The organism is Kluyvera huaxiensis (genome assembly GCF_040149365.1).
Taxonomy (GTDB): domain Bacteria; phylum Pseudomonadota; class Gammaproteobacteria; order Enterobacterales; family Enterobacteriaceae; genus Kluyvera; species Kluyvera intermedia_A.
In genome coordinates this window covers 92,883-108,752 of the sequence record NZ_JBEFLV010000015.1, presented here as the reverse complement: position 1 = coordinate 108,752, position 15,870 = coordinate 92,883, and the positions used below count along the sequence as shown (strand labels likewise).

Genomic DNA, 15,870 nt, shown 5'->3' with positions numbered 1-15,870 from the left:
CCTGCCCGTAGTGTATTGGGTTACTGTACGTTAAACACCCGAGGAAGTGCAGGGTTATTGTTGCGCTAATGTTATTAATGACGATTCAGGCACCACGGGCCACAAACTTCCCAGCATTCCACTAAAGCCGAAAGACTCCACACGCTGGCGAAGAATTTCGTCATCAATGCCGGAAATCATAATCGCCCGACAATAGGGTTGTATCTGACTTACGATGGCACGCATAAATGGCTCAAAGGAGCCCAACCTCGCCTGACGCTGGACAAAATTTCTGTCGAGCACCACGCGACTAAATAGCCCTGCGAAGACGGCTTTGGTCGATGCATCACCGGAGCCAAAGTCGCTGAGTACCAGCGGGAAGCGCTGGCATAATCTGGCGAGCGGATGATTTTCATCAACCTGATTGAGCCCAGGGAACCCTTCGCTTACGGCCAGTTCCAGAAAGGAGAAACGCTCGACGTTGGCCGCCAGCTCATCATCAGTGAGCAGCGCGTCAACAACGCCAGGAGGAATAGTGACCCACGCTTTCAGGCCGTGCTGGAGAAAAAACAGCTGGCAGGTAGTCAAAAGATCCAGTTTCTCAAGGAATAAAGCGATTTCTTCTTGCGCGGTAAGTCGTGGTAGAACGAGGCTAGTCGGAATACGAACGTGGTTATTAACACCGCTAAACTGGCTGACAACTTTCAGGCCAACAAGCTGTCCCCCATTATTCCTGGCGGGAAGAAAAAACAATTGAGAACAATACGTATTATCCAACGATACAATCATTGCGACTGCCCTTCACTAAAAGTCATGTCCGGGTTCCTGAAGTCACAAAGCGAAAACCTACGGTAATGGATACTGTGTTTATTCCTTTCATCGGTTCCTTGTTATTTCATTTGTCCGTCACTGGATCGTAATGATTGTAATCGAAACTAATGGATTAACACAATCAACCTTAAGTTCCATGATCTCGACCAACAAAATGAGAATATCGTTCGTGATTTAATTTAAATTAAATCGACTATGTAAAAAAGGAGGCATTTCGCCTCCTTCTCTTTTACTTAAATTCGCCTGGCCTGCCAAAAATTCTTTCGCCAGTAGACATTGTCGAGGGAGGAGCGCGTGACCCCCTGGCTGGTTGAGGCATGGATAAACTGATTGTCCGTGTCGTAAATACCGACGTGTAGGCCGCTTTCACCTGCCCCCGTCTTGAAGAACACCAGATCGCCTGGCAAGAGATCGTCTTTATCTATCTCGGTACCTATTTTGGCCTGCTGCCGGGTTTCCCTTGGAAGACGCATTTCAAATTTATCGCGGAAAGTGACCAGCACGAAGGCCGAGCAATCTACCCCTCGACGATTCATGCCACCGTAGCGATAAGGCGTACCGTGCCAGTGCTGTAACTGATCGTTTAAGCTCGCTATAACGGTAATGGAATCCGCGAGTCGTGGATTCGGCGGTGGCGGACGATGACTGCTACAGCCAACTAAAATGAATGCCACGAGAAAAAGTGTCCAGAAACGCATATCCAGCGCATCCTCTATTTTTATAATCAGCCAACAAATTATATCGATAAGCGATCGGCTGGCAAGCAATGACCGCCACCCGAGGCTGAGTATGGATTATTTTTCACCGCTATCAGCATAAACGAGCCATTGATGGCCCGCTATTTCCAGCTTCTGGAAAGTCATATTATAGGCCGTCGCTAAATTTTCCGGCTGTAATACGGCGTCAGTTCGACCGCTGGCAATCAATTGTCCAGCGCATAATAACCACACCCGGTTGGCATGCCGTAAAGTGTAGTTAAGATCGTGGCTGCTCATGATGATTGTCACGCCTGCGGCGCACAACTCAGCTAACAGCTTATCCAGCGCGGCCTGCTGGGCGACATCCAGGCTGTTCATCGGTTCATCCAGTAACAGAAGTTGCCCCTGCGCATTATCCCATGGGGAAATCTGTAACATCACCGCCGCAAGCCGGACCCGCTGCCACTCGCCGCCTGAAAGCTGGCTGACGTTACGCCCCAGCTTATTACTCAGCCCTAGCGCCTGCGTGACATGATCCGCAAACGATGATTTTTCACTGTCGTGTTGATGCAGCATCAGAAACTGCCAGACGGGCATGGCAAACGGAGGCGTCTGGTGTTGGGACAGATAGGCCCGGTGGCGCGCCAGCGCAGAAGCAGTCCACGCATCCAACGGCTGTCCGTTGAGCGTCACCACACCTTGGCCCCGGCTCAATCCGGCCATTCTCGCCAGCAACGTACTCTTTCCCGCTCCGTTCGGCCCAACGAGATGGATAATCTCGCCGCGACCAACGTCAACGCTAACGTTTTGTAGCCGAACGTTTTCGCTGACGTCCTGAAGCTGCATCAGAGGCATCATGACTGCGCGAGTGCCTGCTTGATGGCGGCCATCAGCGTTGGGTCATCCGGCGTCATATCCGGAGAGAAACGGTTGATAACCTCGCCATTACGGCCAATTAAAAACTTCTCAAAATTCCACAGGATATCGCCCGGTTGTGCCGGTGCACGTCCTTTACTGGCCATACGCTCATAGAAGCCACTGCCTTCAGGCGCGATGGCATCCGGCGCGATATGGGTTAGCTGAGCGTACAGCGGATGACGCCCGTCACCGTTGACCTCAATTTTGCTAAACAGCGGGAACGTTACGCCATAAGTCGTGCTGCAGAAGGTCTTAATCTCTTCTTCGCTGCCCGGTTCCTGTCCAAGGAACTGGTTGCAAGGGAACCCCAGCACGCTAAAACCTTCGCTCTGTAGCGAAGTCTGCAAGGCTTCCAGCTGCTCATACTGCGGCGTCAGGCCGCATTTAGAGGCGACATTCACAATCAGCAGCACTTTGCCTTTATAGCTTTCGAGAGTCGTGCTTTCACCATCAATCGTGGTGACAGGGGTGTTCAAAATCGTGGTTTGCATAGCATCCTCTTTTCAGGTTAAGCCGGGTCTAACGCCCGGACTTTAATAGTAACCAGATAAATACCGGCGCGCCTAGCGTCGCCGTCACAACACCTATTGGCAGTTCCGCGGCAGACAGTGCCAGCCGGGCGACAATATCGGCAAACAGGAGCGTACTGGCCCCTGCTAGCGCACTGGCGGGCAACAGCACGCGATGGTCAGTCAGACCGCACAGACGCAGCATATGCGGCACCACCAACCCAATAAAGCCGATTGCACCCGCTAACGCTACGCTCACGCCCACCAGCCAACCGGTAGCCATAACCAACAGCTTGCGCCACAGCGCAATGGGCACGCCGAGCTGAAGCGCTGAGGTTTCACCCAGCGCCAGCAGATTGAGCGGCTGAGATTGCAGGCAGACCCACACCATGACGGGCAATAGCGCCACCATCAGCCACAGCTGTTGCCAGTCAACGCCACCAAACCCACCCATCATCCAGTACATCAGCTGGCGCAGATCAAACGATGTTGAGAAGTAGACCGCCCAGGTCATCAACGCGCTACAGATAATCCCCAGTGCGACCCCTGCCAGCAGCAATCGACTGGTAGACAAGTGCCTGCGCGCAAAACGCATTAAAATAGCGGTGATAAACAGCGCCCCCGCAATGGCCGCAAGCCCTGGAACCCATCCGGGTAAAACGCCCTGGCCTAGCATAATGACCGCAATCAACCCCACGCCCGCGCCGTTAGACACACCAAGCAAACCGGGTTCGGCAAGCGGGTTTTCAAATAGTGCCTGCATAACGGCACCGCAAAGCGCAAGCGACGCGCCAACCAACATCACGGCAAACGTGCGCGGCAGGCGAATCTGCCAGATAAAAAGCTGCCCTTTTGCGCTAAACCATTCGCTGGGCGCAATCCATTGATCACCGGCGCACAGACCGATGATCAGCATAAACAGGAGCACCAGCGTCAGGGCGGTAAGCCAGCGGCGGTTTCTCCGCTGCTGTTGATGTACGTAGTCCTGCATAATTACCCGTAAGCACGTAGAGAAGCATTTGATTTTACGGTGGATGTGCCACCTAAGAAAAGAAAAAGGCCGCGAATGCGGCCTTTTTAGTTAGTTCAGATTACTCTTCTTTGGGTGTTGCGTTTTCGACCCGGCTTTTTAACTTCTGTCCTGGTCTGAAGGTCACCACACGCCGGGCTGTAATGGGAATATCCTCACCCGTTTTCGGGTTACGTCCCGGGCGTTGATTTTTATCACGCAAATCAAAGTTACCAAAACCGGATAGCTTTACCTGCTCGCCGTTTTCCAGAGCGCGACGGATCTCCTCAAAAAACAGTTCTACCAGTTCTTTGGCATCCCGCTTGCTAAGCCCAAGCTTATCAAACAGATATTCTGACATTTCAGCTTTTGTAAGCGCCATAGGTTCAATCCCTCAATGATGCCTGGAATCGCTCTTTTAATGCCTCTACACATTTGGCGACGGTAGCGGCAATCTCCTCTTCTTCGAGTGTACGGCTGGTATCTTGTAAAATCAGGCTGATAGCAAGGCTCTTGTAGCCCTCCGCAACACCCTTACCACGGTACACGTCAAATAAGTTTACGCCAACTATCTGATTTACGCCAACTTTCTTACATTCGTTTAAAATATCAGCAGCAGGCACATTTTCAGCAACCACAACGGCGATATCGCGACGGTTCGCCGGGAAGCGAGAAATGTCCTTCGCCTCAGGAACCACGCGGTCTGCAAGCTTGTTCCACTCTAGTTCGAATGCCAGCGTACGACCATTCAGATCCAGTTTACGCTCAAGCTCAGGGTGAATAACACCAATGAAACCAATGCGTTCACCTTTCAGATAAATCGCCGCAGACTGCCCCGGATGCAGCGCCGGGTTAGCTTCCGCTTTAAACTCAATTTCAGACAATTTACCGGTCAGGTCGAGAACGGATTCCAGATCGCCCTTCATATCATAGAAATCAACGGTCTCTTTTGCCAGGTTCCAGTGCTCTTCATAGCGGTTGCCGCAGATAACCCCACCCAGCATCACGTCCTGACGAATGCCCAGCGGCGCTTGCGTATCCGGAACGAAACGCAGGCCGGTTTCGAAAATACGCACACGGTTCTGCTGGCGGTTCTGGTTGTATACCGCAGTCGACAGCAGGCCGGTCAGCAGAGACAGGCGCATCGCAGACATTTCGCTGGAGATAGGGCTTGGCAGAATCAGCGCTTCTTCACCCGGATGAACCCATTGCTGAACTTTCGGGTCAACGAAGCTGTAGGTGATCACTTCCTGGTAGCCTTTATCGTTCAGCATTGTTTTCACACGCTTGAGCGACAGATTGGCTTCTTTATGGCTACCCATCACCAGACCCGCCTGTACTGGCTCGTTCGGGATGCTGTTATAGCCGTAAACACGCGCCACTTCTTCAACCAGGTCTTCTTCGATTTCCATATCGAAGCGCCAGGTCGGTGCAATGGCCTGCCATTGGTCCTGACCGACGGTCACTTCACAACCCAGACGGGTCAGGATATCCGTAACCAGGTCATCAGCAATATGATGGCCAATCAGGCGATCCAGTTTGCTACGGCGCAGCGTGATAGAGGCACGCTTCGGCAAGGTCGCTTCGCTGGTCACATCAATGATTGGGCCGGCGTCACCACCACACAGGTCGAGCAGCAGACGGGTGGCGCGCTCCATCGCTTTGTACTGCAGAACCGGATCTACGCCGCGTTCATAGCGGTGAGAGGCATCGGTGTGCAGACCATAACGACGCGCGCGGCCGGTGATAGACAGCGGGCTGAAGAAAGCGGATTCCAGCAGTACGTTCTGAGTTTCATCGTTCACGCCAGAATGTTCACCACCAAAGATACCGGCCATCGCCAGCGCTTTGTTGTGATCAGCAATGACCAGCGTATCGGCGCTGAGTTTTGCTTCGGTGCCATCCAGCAGAACCAGGGTTTCACCCTCTTTTGCCATACGCACTTTGATCCCGCCTTCGATGCGATCTTTATCGAACGCATGCATTGGCTGACCCAGTTCCAGCAGCACGTAGTTGGTGATGTCAACAACTGCGTCGATAGAACGGATGCCACAACGACGCAGCTTCTCTTTCATCCACAGCGGGGTTGGTGCTTTAACGTTAATACCTTTCACGACGCGCCCCAAGTAGCGTGGGCAGGCATCAGCGGCTTCAACGTCAATCGGCAGAACATCAGCAATCGTTGCCGCAACCGGCGCAATTTCCGGCGCGTTCAGCGGCAGCTTGTTCAGCACGGCGACGTCGCGTGCCACGCCGATGATACCCAGGCAGTCGGCGCGGTTTGGCGTCACGCTAATTTCGATGGTGTTGTCATCAAGTTTCAGGTATTCACGGATATCGGTACCCAGCGGCGCATCGGCCGGCAGTTCAATGATACCGTCATGGTCGTCAGAAATACCCAGCTCGGAGAATGAGCACAGCATCCCTTCAGACGGCTCACCGCGCAGTTTGGCGGCTTTAATTTTGAAGTCACCTGGCAGTACTGCGCCGATAGTCGCCACTGCAACTTTCAGGCCCTGACGGCAGTTTGGCGCACCGCAGACGATGTCCAGCAGGCGCTCGCCGCCGACATTCACTTTTGTCACCCGCAGCTTATCGGCGTTCGGATGCTGGCCGCATTCAACCACTTCACCGACCACAACACCGTTAAAGCTGCCGGCAACCGCTTCAACGCCGTCAACTTCCAGACCAGCCATGGTGATTTGCCCTGACAGCGCTTCGCTATCAATGGCTGGATTTACCCATTCGCGTAACCACAGTTCACTGAATTTCATTGTTTTGTCCTGCCCTTATTTAAACTGTTTGAGGAAACGCAGATCGTTTTCGAAGAACGCACGTAAATCGGTGACGCCGTAACGCAGCATGGTCAAACGCTCCATACCCATACCGAACGCGAAGCCGGAATAGACTTCCGGGTCGATACCGACGTTACGCAGAACGTTCGGGTGCACCATGCCGCAGCCCAGGACTTCCAGCCATTTGCCGTTTTTACCCATAACATCTACTTCAGCGGATGGTTCGGTGAACGGGAAGTAGGACGGACGGAAACGAATCTGCAGATCTTCCTCAAAGAAGTTGCGCAGGAAATCGTGCAGCGTGCCTTTCAGGTTGGTAAAGCTGATGTTTTTATCAACAATCAGACCTTCCATCTGATGGAACATCGGGGTGTGCGTCTGGTCGTAGTCGTTACGATACACGCGGCCCGGAGCGATAATACGGATTGGCGGCTCTTGCCCTTTCATGGTACGGATCTGTACGCCAGAGGTCTGAGTGCGCAGCAGACGCGTTGCATCAAACCAGAAAGTGTCGTGGTCAGCACGTGCTGGGTGATGCTTAGGGATATTCAGCGCATCGAAGTTATGGTAGTCATCTTCGATTTCCGGCCCCGTTGCAACGGTAAAACCGAGCTCACCGAAGAAACTTTCAATACGGTCGATGGTACGCGTAACCGGGTGCAAGCCACCATTTTCAATACGACGACCCGGCAGGGAGATATCGATAGTCTCCGCGGCCAGACGGGCATTTAGCGCGGCATTTTCCAGAGCTGCTTTACGCGCGTTAAGCGCCTGCTGCACTTGCTCTTTCGCTTCGTTAATCACCGCACCCGCTGCTGGACGCTCTTCCGGCGGCAGCTCGCGCAGGGTAGTCATCTGAAGGGTCAGGTGCCCTTTCTTGCCCAAATATTCGACGCGGACATTGTCTAACGCGGCAACATCTGAAGCCTGGTTAATGGCGGCCGTTGCACTGGCAACCAGCTCTGCGAGATGTGACATGGTTTTCCTCGTTATGTGGCGATATTCACTAGTCGCTCGTATATACGCAAAATCATTCAAGTTGTATCAAGGCGGCAAAAGAGCAAATCCTCAGGAGCGTACATTAGTACGTAACTGGGGTGAGCAAATGCAGCCAACACAGAGAAAACTTGAAGGATGACACGTATAAAAAAAGCCTCCACCAGGGAGGCTTTTAGGCGCTGTTTTCCGTTTCTTCTTTCACGCGCAAGCCTCCTGGATTCAGGTGCTAAAGTAAAAAAAGAAGCGGAAAATAGCAGCATTCATGCTTGCGTTACCTTGTGTGGTAAGAAACGTAGAACCTTTATTGAAAGGGCTACGGGAATAAATGTCAACGTAATGATGCAGTTAAAATGAAAAGAGGGAGACTAGCTCCCTCTTCCAACCGGCTTACGCCAGTGCTGCTTTCGCTTTTTCAACTAACGCGGTGAACGCGATTTTGTCGAATACTGCGATGTCAGCCAGGATCTTACGGTCGATTTCAACAGAGGCTTTTTTCAGGCCGTTGATGAATTTGCTGTAAGAAATACCGTTCTGACGTGCTGCTGCGTTGATACGCGCAATCCACAGTTGACGGAACTGACGCTTTTTCTGACGACGGTCACGATAAGCGTACTGACCTGCTTTGATAACAGCCTGGAAGGCAACGCGGTATACGCGAGAACGCGCACCGTAGTAACCTTTAGCTTGTTTCAAAATTTTCTTGTGACGTGCACGGGCAACTACACCACGTTTTACGCGAGCCATATGTGCTCTCCTGTATCTATTCTAATTAAAAAGTTAAAAGGGTTAACGACTTATGCGTACGGCAGGCACGCGATTACCAGGCCCAGATCGCCTTTAGAAACCATGGCTTTTGGACGCAGGTGACGTTTACGCTTGGTAGCTTTTTTGGTCAGAATGTGACGCAGGTTAGCGCGCTTGTGCTTAAAACCACCTTTACCGGTTTTTTTGAAGCGCTTAGCAGCACCGCGTACGGTCTTAATTTTTGGCATTTTAATAACTTCCACTTCGCATTGTTAATAAACGAAACGTAGGCGAACAGTACCTGTGAAGCCCGAAGGCTCCACAGACATTGCTACTTGAAGGCCTTACTGTTTCTTCTTAGGAGCGAGCACCATGATCATCTGGCGGCCTTCGATCTTCGTAGGGAAGGATTCGACTACTGCCAGTTCACTCAGATCGTCACGGACGCGCGTAAGCACTTCCATACCAATCTGTTGGTGGGCCATTTCACGACCGCGGAAACGCAGCGTGATCTTAGCCTTATCGCCCTCTTCGAGAAAGCGTACCAGGCTGCGGAGTTTTACCTGGTAGTCGCCATCATCGGTACCAGGACGGAATTTGATTTCCTTAACCTGGATAACTTTTTGCTTTTTCTTCTGTTCCTTAGAAGACTTACTTTTTTCATAAAGGAACTTGCCGTAGTCCATGATACGACAAACTGGCGGTTCGGCGTTAGGGCTGATTTCAACTAAATCTACTCCAGCTTCTTCAGCTTTTTCGATAGCTTCTCTCAGACTCACAATACCCAAAGCTTCGCCTTCCAGACCTGTTAAGCGAACTTCCAGGGCGCGAATCTCGCCATTGATACGATTCGGACGTGCCGTTTGAACTCGTTTTCCGCCTTTAATACCTTATTCCTCCAGTTGTTTTAGACTGCGGCTGCGAATCTCTTGTTGCAGCTTCTCGATAACTTCATTTACGTCCAGGCTGCCCAAGTCTTTGCCACGACGGGTACGCACGGCAACTTTGCCTGCTTCTACCTCTTTGTCGCCACAGACCAACATGTAAGGGACACGACGTAAAGTGTGCTCGCGGATTTTAAAGCCAATCTTCTCATTTCTCAAGTCTGCTTTTACACGAATGCCCGCATTTTGCAGTTTACGGGTCAATTCGTTGACATATTCAGACTGAGAATCGGTAATATTCATTACCACAACCTGTACAGGAGCAATCCAGGTTGGGAAGAAACCGGCGAACTCTTCGGTCAGGATGCCAATGAAACGCTCCAGTGAACCAAGAATTGCGCGGTGAATCATCACCGGTACCTGACGTTCGTTGCTTTCGCCAATATAAGAGGCGCTCAGACGAGACGGCAGGGAGAAGTCTAACTGAACAGTACCGCACTGCCATGCACGATCGAGGCAGTCATAAAGGGTAAATTCAATTTTTGGACCGTAGAAGGCACCTTCACCCAGTTGATACTCAAACGGGATGTTGTTTTCTTCCAGCGCAACAGCCAAATCGGCTTCTGCGCGGTCCCAGGTTTCATCGCTACCGATACGTTTTTCCGGACGCGTTGAAAGTTTGACCACGATTTTCTCAAAACCGAAAGTGCTGTACATATCATAGACTAAACGAATGCACGCGTTCACTTCATCGCGCACCTGCTCTTCTGTACAGAAGATGTGGGCGTCATCCTGAGTAAATCCACGTACACGCATTAAACCATGCAGCGCACCTGACGGTTCGTTACGGTGGCAGCTACCGAACTCTGCCATACGCAGCGGCAGATCGCGGTAGGATTTCAGACCCTGGTTGAAGATTTGAACGTGCCCTGGGCAGTTCATCGGTTTGATACAGTATTCACGGTTCTCTGAAGAAGTGGTGAACATTGCATCTTTATAGTTATCCCAGTGGCCGGTTTTTTCCCACAGCACACGGTCCATCATGAATGGACCTTTTACTTCCTGATACTGGTACTCTTTGAGCTTAGAGCGCACGAAGGTTTCCAGTTCACGGAAGATAGTCCAGCCGTCGTTATGCCAGAACACCATACCCGGCGCTTCTTCCTGCATATGATACAGGTCGAGCTGCTTACCGATTTTACGGTGGTCGCGCTTCGCCGCTTCTTCAAGACGCAGCAGATAGGCATTGAGGGCTTTTTTGTCCGTCCATGCGGTACCATAGATACGCTGCAGCATCTTGTTGTCGCTGTCGCCGCGCCAGTAGGCACCAGCGGTTTTCATCAGTTTGAAGTTGTGGCAAAAACGCATATTCGGCACGTGCGGACCACGGCACATGTCGACATATTCTTCGTGATGGTACAAGCCAGGCTTGTCATCATGCGAAATGTTTTCATCAAGAATGGCAACTTTATAGGTTTCACCACGAGAGACGAAAGCATCGCGGGCTTCATGCCAGCTCACTTTCTTCTTGATGACATCATAGTTTTTCTCGGCGAGCTCGTGCATACGTTTTTCGAGCGCGTCGATGTCTTCCTGGGTCAGCGTGTGGTCAAGATCAACGTCGTAATAGAAACCGTTGTCGATAACCGGGCCGATCGCCATTTTGGTGTTTGGCCACAGCTGTTTGATAGCATGACCCAGCAGGTGCGCACACGAGTGACGAATGATTTCCAGACCCGCTTCATCTTTTACGGTGATGAGGGCAAGAGTGGCATCATTTTCAATCAGATCGGAAGCATCAACCAGTTCACCGTTTACGCGCCCAGCGATGGTGGCTTTTGCCAGGCCAGGACCGATGTCCAGAGCAACATCCATTGGGCTAACGGCTTGATCGTAATGGCGTTGGCTGCCATCAGGAAGAGTAATTACAGGCATTTAATGTCCTTATTTGCAGTGGTGCCCCACACGAAAGAGCACATACAAAATTAAATTATTTAGAAATACCAGACGGTTAAGTACGTTTCTGAGCTTCACTCTGCTAAGTGTGTACAAAGGACGAACAAAATCCAAAATGTACTCGCACTAACTATCTGATACCGAGCCATTAGTTTACACGTCGAGGACATGTCAGAAAAGCTTGAATTCAGTGTGAGGGTTCGCACTTTTTCTTATCGGCGATAAATGACGCGATTCAACGTGACGTGCCCTGCTCTACCGACGACATATAGATAGGCTCAGTTGACTGCTATAAAAGCAGCGCTGAACCAACCCGGAGAATGAATTCCCCAGCAAAGGGGGGGATTAACTGAATTGGAACACCTGGGATACCCCTAGTTTGAAAAGCACCGGACCGTTTAAGGGGGATCTCAAACCGTCGGGTCTTGACGAAGAAGAATCATCGTTCAGGAATGAAGGCTGAGAAAACCTGGGAAAGGAACATGCTCATAGGGAAAATGGCATAAGCAAAATTATAGGTATTTTTTTACTGCATCCAATATTTCCTGGGTTGCCAGTTCTCTGTCTGTGGCCACATACACAACCCCATGATCTCCCGTTAGGGAAGGAAAACCTGCTGACATGATTTGCAGCTCTATCCCCTCACCGTTTGGATACTCTTGCCGTATAGACGTAATATTTTTACGCACGGTGATAACTTTACAGGGTTCCGCATTAAAAAGAACAATGACCTTTTTCATCTATTGCCATGACTCCATCGTTCGTATTCACCAGGCATATCATTTTTATGAAGGCAGTCCTGAGGACTGAACCCTGGTAACTACGGCCTCATTAAACATCATGTTTGTTTTGCAGAAAATACACTTTGCACCGAATGGATTTTTCTCTGAAACATCAAAGATTGAAGTTCGGTACTGAGAGCCATGACAACATGGACATCTGAAATGAATATTTAGATTAATAATATATACCTCATTGATGACAATCACCTGCCGCCATCATCCCAACGTACTGCACTGTTTAACATTATCAATTCAGGCAAATTATCGAGAATAAACACAAGCAACTATCCGATTAAACGTGTATGGTGGCAGTCCCTTAAATCAGGAAATGCCTATGTCCGGACGTAAAAACACACAATCCCGTCGCAATCACTTAGTCAAATGTTCATGCCCGAACTGTTCAAAAGATTCTGAACATAGTTTTAGTCGAGTTCAGAAAGGTTCCCAACTTGTCTGCCCGTACTGCAGTACTTTATTCAAATCGGCACAACGCTTCTAAAATCACGGCCTTGCCAAATGATGTGGATGAATAATGTTAAACCTACTCATTTGGCAATATAGTTTAGCAAGCACAGAGTTTTTTGTTTGGGATGTGTTCTCTTCTGACGGTCTAAGAAACTCCACCAACTCACTATTTTTCAAATCCTTAGCCTAAAGAGCTCAGTTTTTCTCACACCGCAACCTGCACATTTTCAGATCACAAGTGAACTAAAAAAAGCCAAGCTGTTGCTAAGCAAATTTATTTTACCCATTCAATTGTTAGGCCTGTCTACTCAGGAATAATCCGTCATCGTTATCGCAGACCTATAATTTTCATTTATCACACAGAATTAAATTCGTGGCTGCGAGGCCTTTATCACCGCTATGAATTGCAAATTCAACTTTTTGCCCTTCAAATAGCGTTTCTAAATTACCGCTATGGCGAGCAGAAAGACGAATCAATACATCCTTACTTCCATCAAGCGGAGAGATAAGACCAAAACCCTTGTCTTCGTTAAACCACTTAACCAAGCCTTTAATTCTTGAGGACATACTGACTCCTGTTGAGCATTTTTGAATTTTATGAAAACGTATCGTATTGAACGTATAGGCTCAAGGGAGGGGGTATCAGCGATAGCGCCTGGCTATGAGAACTGCTCAGTAAAATGTTTTACGTCCGTTGATATAGCGAACTAACCACTTCATTAATGCACGACTGGGTTCGATTAGCAAATTTTATTTTGGCCGTCCGGAAGCCTTCCTAAAAAATATCAATATAAAAATAGCTTTTAATATTTTTTGCGCGTATATTAATTGCGTGTTTTTAACAAGGAATTTACTTGTCTCATAAAATGACAGGAATTGTCAAAAGTTTTGACGTTATTAGTGGCAAAGGTCTCATCACCCCATCAGATGGTCGAAAAGACGTTTTACTCCACATCTCAGCCTTCTACAATAGTGAATCAGAATCACTCCAGCCAGGAATTCGTGTAGAGTTTTGCCGCATCAATGGCCTTAAAGGCCCTACCGCCGCAAATGTTTACCTATCATGATTGGCCGCGCATTCCCGCCACATTCGCATACACCAGCGTCTCAGCAAGTCGCCGCATCTTTTTTTCCCTTGTTTGGCTTGCTGTAGCAGTTAACCTGATTGCTGGCCACCCATGCTGTTGCAGAGGGCGTGAAGAATACTAAATACCACCAACTCCACCGGTGAAAGGCTGCCGTACAGTTTCCCCCGCAAAGGCCCCAATGCCCTTCCCTGCGTTCGTGGCTATTTTTGCCGGCGATTCTGGTACACTAAATCAACGCGTGAACGAAAAGGAGCGGACAATGCCAACAGACCGATTTGCCAAAAAGCACTGGAAAATGGTGCTGGTGCTGATAGCTATATGTGGAGCGATGCTGTTGCTCAGGTGGGCGGCGATGATATGGGGTGAATAAACGGTAAATCCTACCGTCGCTGAACGTCGGGAATGGAACACAAACTAACGTTATTGCCTGAACATTAAAACACAGATAGAAATGCTTTTTAAATATGTTCATTGACAATATGTGCGGAGAAAACTTATTTAGAATGACAATTTAATTACAAAAACTGAAGCTTGTTATTTTAAAAAAAATAATAGCAGCAAGAAAAACCGGTACCACTCTACCCGGTTTTCTCTGCCGGTATTAATAATCAATAGAAAATCAAATTATTACAGCACAGAATGATCAGGACCAGTCGCCTGCAACCAGGGTGTGTACGTTAAACGCATCATCCATAGATTGGCCGGTAGACTGAGAGCCCGGGGCGATGTTAGAGCCTGCTTCGACGTCATAGGCGCTGGAAATACCAACGTGCTGTGCAGTCGTTACGGTAGCGGTAGAACTGGCAGGCTGTGTTGCAGGTTCAGCAGCAAATACGCCGAAAGAGAGTGCCGACAGCAGAATAGCTGCAGATGCGATTTTGATATTTTTCATAATGTTTATTCTCTGACTTGATTAAGACTTTGAAACGCTAAGGCATCATATTGCCCTTGAACATAGTCTAGATCCAGATCACACTTTTGGCTAGTCAAAATATTTAGCTATTCGTGTCAAATTAATTGACCATATGTCAGAATTACCAAATGTGGAGATATTATGGAGAACTTGTATTTTTAATTAAATAAAACGCTGGTTGTTTTTAATAATAACACTTAACGATAAATATCAGAACACAGGCCGGGTATTCCCGGCCTGTTAATTGTTACATGGTATAACCCAAAGTCAGCGACGTACGGCGGTCAGTGTGGTTCGGCGCCGTTGCCGGTGGTTCAGAGTTCCAGGTCACGTTATAAGCGACCTTCAGACCAAAGTGTTCGTTAATAGCAACGCTCAACGCAGTCTCAGAGTTCACCGTAGTATCCTCTGCACCCAGCACAGAGACACCCTGGGTAAATTTCGTGGTATCCGTCATCTGCCAGGCGTAAGCGCCGGAAGCATAACCCAGCGGCTGAGTTTCCGTATTACCGTCGGTGTACTCATCGTAACGTACACCAGGACCAAATTCGAAACGTAAGCTGTGGATAGGACCATTCAGGAACTGATGACCATAACCAGCAGTAAAGACGTCACGCTCATGGTAGCCGTTGTAGCGGTCGGTCAACCAGCTTGCCTGACCAAACAGGTAATCCACGCTGGTCATGTTGTAACGACTACGTCCACCTGCTGAATACTTTTCAGAGGAGCGTTCATCATTAGCAGAGGTGTTGCTGGCTGCTCCCCACAGGGACCACGCAGTCGATTCACCATACCATGTCAGCGTAGTATCAGCAGTGGCGGAAGAACTTTTGGTATTGCCAGATTGCGCGAGGTAACCCGCATTAATATCGCCTTCAAAAGGCTTTTTAGCGGTGGTTGGGTCATCCATGACAGTAAAAACGGTATCACTGGCGGTTGCATACGCAGACGCAAACACGCCCCCCAGCAGCACAACCGCTACCGGTACTGTCTTCAAAAGCTTCATTTATTAAGAGTCCGTACAACAAAAAAGGAGACGATTTCGTCCCGGAAACTTTCGCGAGGATCAACGACGGGGTGGTCCATAGAAAGGCAATAAATTATAAAAAGGCACGTATAACATAGCAATCTTATTCTTCTGTCATTTTTTGAATAAGAACTACCTTAAAACATATTTAATTTTATAATGAAAATGAGAGATTGCTTACCATTCTCTATAAAAATCATACTGTTGTTGCTTTCTTTATCAGCCTGTAAGTGCCAGACTGAAACGCAATGGGGTTCAGTACAACCTAACGGC

21 protein-coding genes and 1 other annotated feature are annotated in these 15,870 nt (G+C 49.2%); of the genes, 3 read left to right on the top strand and 18 right to left on the bottom strand.

Going from position 1 to position 15,870, the window contains the following annotated elements; all coding sequences use genetic code 11:
* Positions 1-54: 54 nt before the first annotated feature.
* From ABOC97_RS16115 to ymcF, 15 genes are all read right to left on the bottom strand, one after another.
* The gene (locus ABOC97_RS16115) at positions 55-768 is read right to left on the bottom strand and encodes an EAL domain-containing protein (protein WP_349599600.1); all 714 of its coding nucleotides are present in this window, start codon (positions 766-768) and stop codon (positions 55-57) included.
* A gap of 275 nt (positions 769-1,043) precedes the next feature.
* A complete protein-coding gene (locus ABOC97_RS16110; RefSeq protein ID WP_234507067.1) occupies positions 1,044-1,508 on the bottom strand; it encodes a C40 family peptidase in 465 nt (154 codons plus the stop codon).
* A gap of 96 nt (positions 1,509-1,604) precedes the next feature.
* Positions 1,605-2,366 (bottom strand): vitamin B12 ABC transporter ATP-binding protein BtuD, encoded by a 762-nt coding sequence (btuD, locus tag ABOC97_RS16105; RefSeq protein ID WP_349599598.1) that lies wholly within the window; start codon positions 2,364-2,366, stop codon positions 1,605-1,607.
* Positions 2,363-2,917: a glutathione peroxidase gene (locus tag ABOC97_RS16100; RefSeq protein ID WP_349599596.1), complete on the bottom strand. Its 555-nt coding sequence runs from the start codon at positions 2,915-2,917 to the stop codon at positions 2,363-2,365. The genes btuD and ABOC97_RS16100 overlap by 4 nt, the downstream gene beginning before the upstream one ends.
* Before the next feature lie 28 nt (positions 2,918-2,945).
* Positions 2,946-3,926 (bottom strand): vitamin B12 ABC transporter permease BtuC, encoded by a 981-nt coding sequence (gene btuC, locus ABOC97_RS16095; protein WP_349599594.1) that lies wholly within the window; start codon positions 3,924-3,926, stop codon positions 2,946-2,948.
* Between the two features lie 100 nt (positions 3,927-4,026).
* A complete protein-coding gene (gene ihfA, locus ABOC97_RS16090; protein ID WP_003030571.1) occupies positions 4,027-4,326 on the bottom strand; it encodes an integration host factor subunit alpha in 300 nt (99 codons plus the stop codon).
* A 4-nt stretch (positions 4,327-4,330) separates the two neighbouring features.
* The gene (gene pheT / locus ABOC97_RS16085) at positions 4,331-6,718 is read right to left on the bottom strand and encodes a phenylalanine--tRNA ligase subunit beta (protein WP_349599592.1); all 2,388 of its coding nucleotides are present in this window, start codon (positions 6,716-6,718) and stop codon (positions 4,331-4,333) included.
* Between the two features lie 15 nt (positions 6,719-6,733).
* Complete coding sequence (gene pheS / locus ABOC97_RS16080; RefSeq protein WP_234507057.1) at positions 6,734-7,717, bottom strand: phenylalanine--tRNA ligase subunit alpha; 984 nt, start codon at positions 7,715-7,717, stop codon at positions 6,734-6,736.
* A 165-nt stretch (positions 7,718-7,882) separates the two neighbouring features.
* Positions 7,883-8,007 (bottom strand) — a sequence feature (Phe leader region).
* Positions 7,958-8,002 carry a pheST operon leader peptide PheM gene (pheM, locus tag ABOC97_RS16075; RefSeq protein WP_001386830.1) on the bottom strand — a complete coding sequence of 15 codons (45 nt, stop codon included), beginning with the start codon at positions 8,000-8,002 and terminating at the stop codon, positions 7,958-7,960. It overlaps the preceding feature by 45 nt.
* A 118-nt stretch (positions 8,008-8,125) precedes the next feature.
* Positions 8,126-8,482 (bottom strand): 50S ribosomal protein L20, encoded by a 357-nt coding sequence (gene rplT / locus ABOC97_RS16070; protein WP_052284424.1) that lies wholly within the window; start codon positions 8,480-8,482, stop codon positions 8,126-8,128.
* 50 nt (positions 8,483-8,532) lie between these two features.
* On the bottom strand, positions 8,533-8,730 hold the full coding sequence (gene rpmI / locus ABOC97_RS16065; RefSeq protein ID WP_012017121.1) for a 50S ribosomal protein L35: 198 nt from the start codon (positions 8,728-8,730) through the stop codon (positions 8,533-8,535).
* A 96-nt stretch (positions 8,731-8,826) separates the two neighbouring features.
* A complete protein-coding gene (infC, locus tag ABOC97_RS16060) occupies positions 8,827-9,369 on the bottom strand; it encodes a translation initiation factor IF-3 (RefSeq protein WP_071830666.1) in 543 nt (180 codons plus the stop codon).
* Positions 9,370-9,372: 3 nt separating this feature from the next.
* A complete protein-coding gene (gene thrS, locus ABOC97_RS16055) occupies positions 9,373-11,301 on the bottom strand; it encodes a threonine--tRNA ligase (RefSeq protein WP_349599587.1) in 1,929 nt (642 codons plus the stop codon).
* A gap of 533 nt (positions 11,302-11,834) precedes the next feature.
* Positions 11,835-12,062 (bottom strand): hypothetical protein, encoded by a 228-nt coding sequence (locus ABOC97_RS16050; protein ID WP_349599584.1) that lies wholly within the window; start codon positions 12,060-12,062, stop codon positions 11,835-11,837.
* Positions 12,063-12,107: 45 nt separating this feature from the next.
* Positions 12,108-12,284, bottom strand: a complete 177-nt coding sequence (ymcF, locus tag ABOC97_RS16045) for a cold shock small protein YmcF (protein ID WP_234507076.1) — start codon at positions 12,282-12,284, stop codon at positions 12,108-12,110.
* Between the two features lie 148 nt (positions 12,285-12,432).
* On the opposite strand from ymcF, the gene ABOC97_RS16040 reads away from it, so the two are divergent.
* Positions 12,433-12,603 (top strand): YnfU family zinc-binding protein, encoded by a 171-nt coding sequence (locus ABOC97_RS16040; RefSeq protein ID WP_320673463.1) that lies wholly within the window; start codon positions 12,433-12,435, stop codon positions 12,601-12,603.
* Positions 12,604-12,917: 314 nt separating this feature from the next.
* On the opposite strand, the gene ABOC97_RS16035 is transcribed toward ABOC97_RS16040, so the two are convergent.
* Positions 12,918-13,136 carry a cold shock domain-containing protein gene (locus tag ABOC97_RS16035; RefSeq protein ID WP_349599581.1) on the bottom strand — a complete coding sequence of 73 codons (219 nt, stop codon included), beginning with the start codon at positions 13,134-13,136 and terminating at the stop codon, positions 12,918-12,920.
* 287 nt (positions 13,137-13,423) lie between these two features.
* Here ABOC97_RS16035 and cspF point away from each other — a divergent pair, with 287 nt between their 5' ends.
* The gene (cspF, locus tag ABOC97_RS16030) at positions 13,424-13,636 is read left to right on the top strand and encodes a cold shock-like protein CspF (protein WP_349599578.1); all 213 of its coding nucleotides are present in this window, start codon (positions 13,424-13,426) and stop codon (positions 13,634-13,636) included.
* 280 nt (positions 13,637-13,916) lie between these two features.
* Positions 13,917-14,027, top strand: a complete 111-nt coding sequence (gene yniD / locus ABOC97_RS16025) for a small membrane protein YniD (RefSeq protein WP_126440732.1) — start codon at positions 13,917-13,919, stop codon at positions 14,025-14,027.
* 273 nt (positions 14,028-14,300) lie between these two features.
* On the opposite strand, the gene ABOC97_RS16020 is transcribed toward yniD, so the two are convergent.
* Together ABOC97_RS16020 and ABOC97_RS16015 are read right to left on the bottom strand one after the other, a co-directional pair.
* Positions 14,301-14,549: a YdgH/BhsA/McbA family protein gene (locus ABOC97_RS16020; protein ID WP_349599575.1), complete on the bottom strand. Its 249-nt coding sequence runs from the start codon at positions 14,547-14,549 to the stop codon at positions 14,301-14,303.
* A gap of 268 nt (positions 14,550-14,817) precedes the next feature.
* The gene (locus ABOC97_RS16015) at positions 14,818-15,576 is read right to left on the bottom strand and encodes a DUF481 domain-containing protein (protein WP_234507387.1); all 759 of its coding nucleotides are present in this window, start codon (positions 15,574-15,576) and stop codon (positions 14,818-14,820) included.
* Positions 15,577-15,870 lie beyond the last annotated feature (294 nt).

Bases quoted from the DNA above. Each gene is read 5' to 3' on its own strand.
- ABOC97_RS16035 (WP_349599581.1), bottom strand. From the start codon at position 13,136: ATGTCCTCAAGAATTAAAGGCTTGGTTAAGTGGTTTAACGAAGACAAG.
- pheS (WP_234507057.1), bottom strand. From the start codon at position 7,717: ATGTCACATCTCGCAGAGCTGGTTGCCAGTGCAACGGCCGCCATTAAC.
- ABOC97_RS16015 (WP_234507387.1), bottom strand. From the start codon at position 15,576: ATGAAGCTTTTGAAGACAGTACCGGTAGCGGTTGTGCTGCTGGGGGGC.
- btuD (WP_349599598.1), bottom strand. From the start codon at position 2,366: ATGATGCCTCTGATGCAGCTTCAGGACGTCAGCGAAAACGTTCGGCTA.
- btuC (WP_349599594.1), bottom strand. From the start codon at position 3,926: ATGCAGGACTACGTACATCAACAGCAGCGGAGAAACCGCCGCTGGCTT.
- thrS (WP_349599587.1), bottom strand. From the start codon at position 11,301: ATGCCTGTAATTACTCTTCCTGATGGCAGCCAACGCCATTACGATCAA.
- ABOC97_RS16115 (WP_349599600.1), bottom strand. From the start codon at position 768: ATGATTGTATCGTTGGATAATACGTATTGTTCTCAATTGTTTTTTCTT.
- ihfA (WP_003030571.1), bottom strand. From the start codon at position 4,326: ATGGCGCTTACAAAAGCTGAAATGTCAGAATATCTGTTTGATAAGCTT.
- ABOC97_RS16110 (WP_234507067.1), bottom strand. From the start codon at position 1,508: ATGCGTTTCTGGACACTTTTTCTCGTGGCATTCATTTTAGTTGGCTGT.
- ABOC97_RS16020 (WP_349599575.1), bottom strand. From the start codon at position 14,549: ATGAAAAATATCAAAATCGCATCTGCAGCTATTCTGCTGTCGGCACTC.
- rplT (WP_052284424.1), bottom strand. From the start codon at position 8,482: ATGGCTCGCGTAAAACGTGGTGTAGTTGCCCGTGCACGTCACAAGAAA.
- pheT (WP_349599592.1), bottom strand. From the start codon at position 6,718: ATGAAATTCAGTGAACTGTGGTTACGCGAATGGGTAAATCCAGCCATT.
- yniD (WP_126440732.1), top strand. From the start codon at position 13,917: ATGCCAACAGACCGATTTGCCAAAAAGCACTGGAAAATGGTGCTGGTG.
- ABOC97_RS16040 (WP_320673463.1), top strand. From the start codon at position 12,433: ATGCCTATGTCCGGACGTAAAAACACACAATCCCGTCGCAATCACTTA.
- rpmI (WP_012017121.1), bottom strand. From the start codon at position 8,730: ATGCCAAAAATTAAGACCGTACGCGGTGCTGCTAAGCGCTTCAAAAAA.
- ABOC97_RS16100 (WP_349599596.1), bottom strand. From the start codon at position 2,917: ATGCAAACCACGATTTTGAACACCCCTGTCACCACGATTGATGGTGAA.
- ABOC97_RS16050 (WP_349599584.1), bottom strand. From the start codon at position 12,062: ATGAAAAAGGTCATTGTTCTTTTTAATGCGGAACCCTGTAAAGTTATC.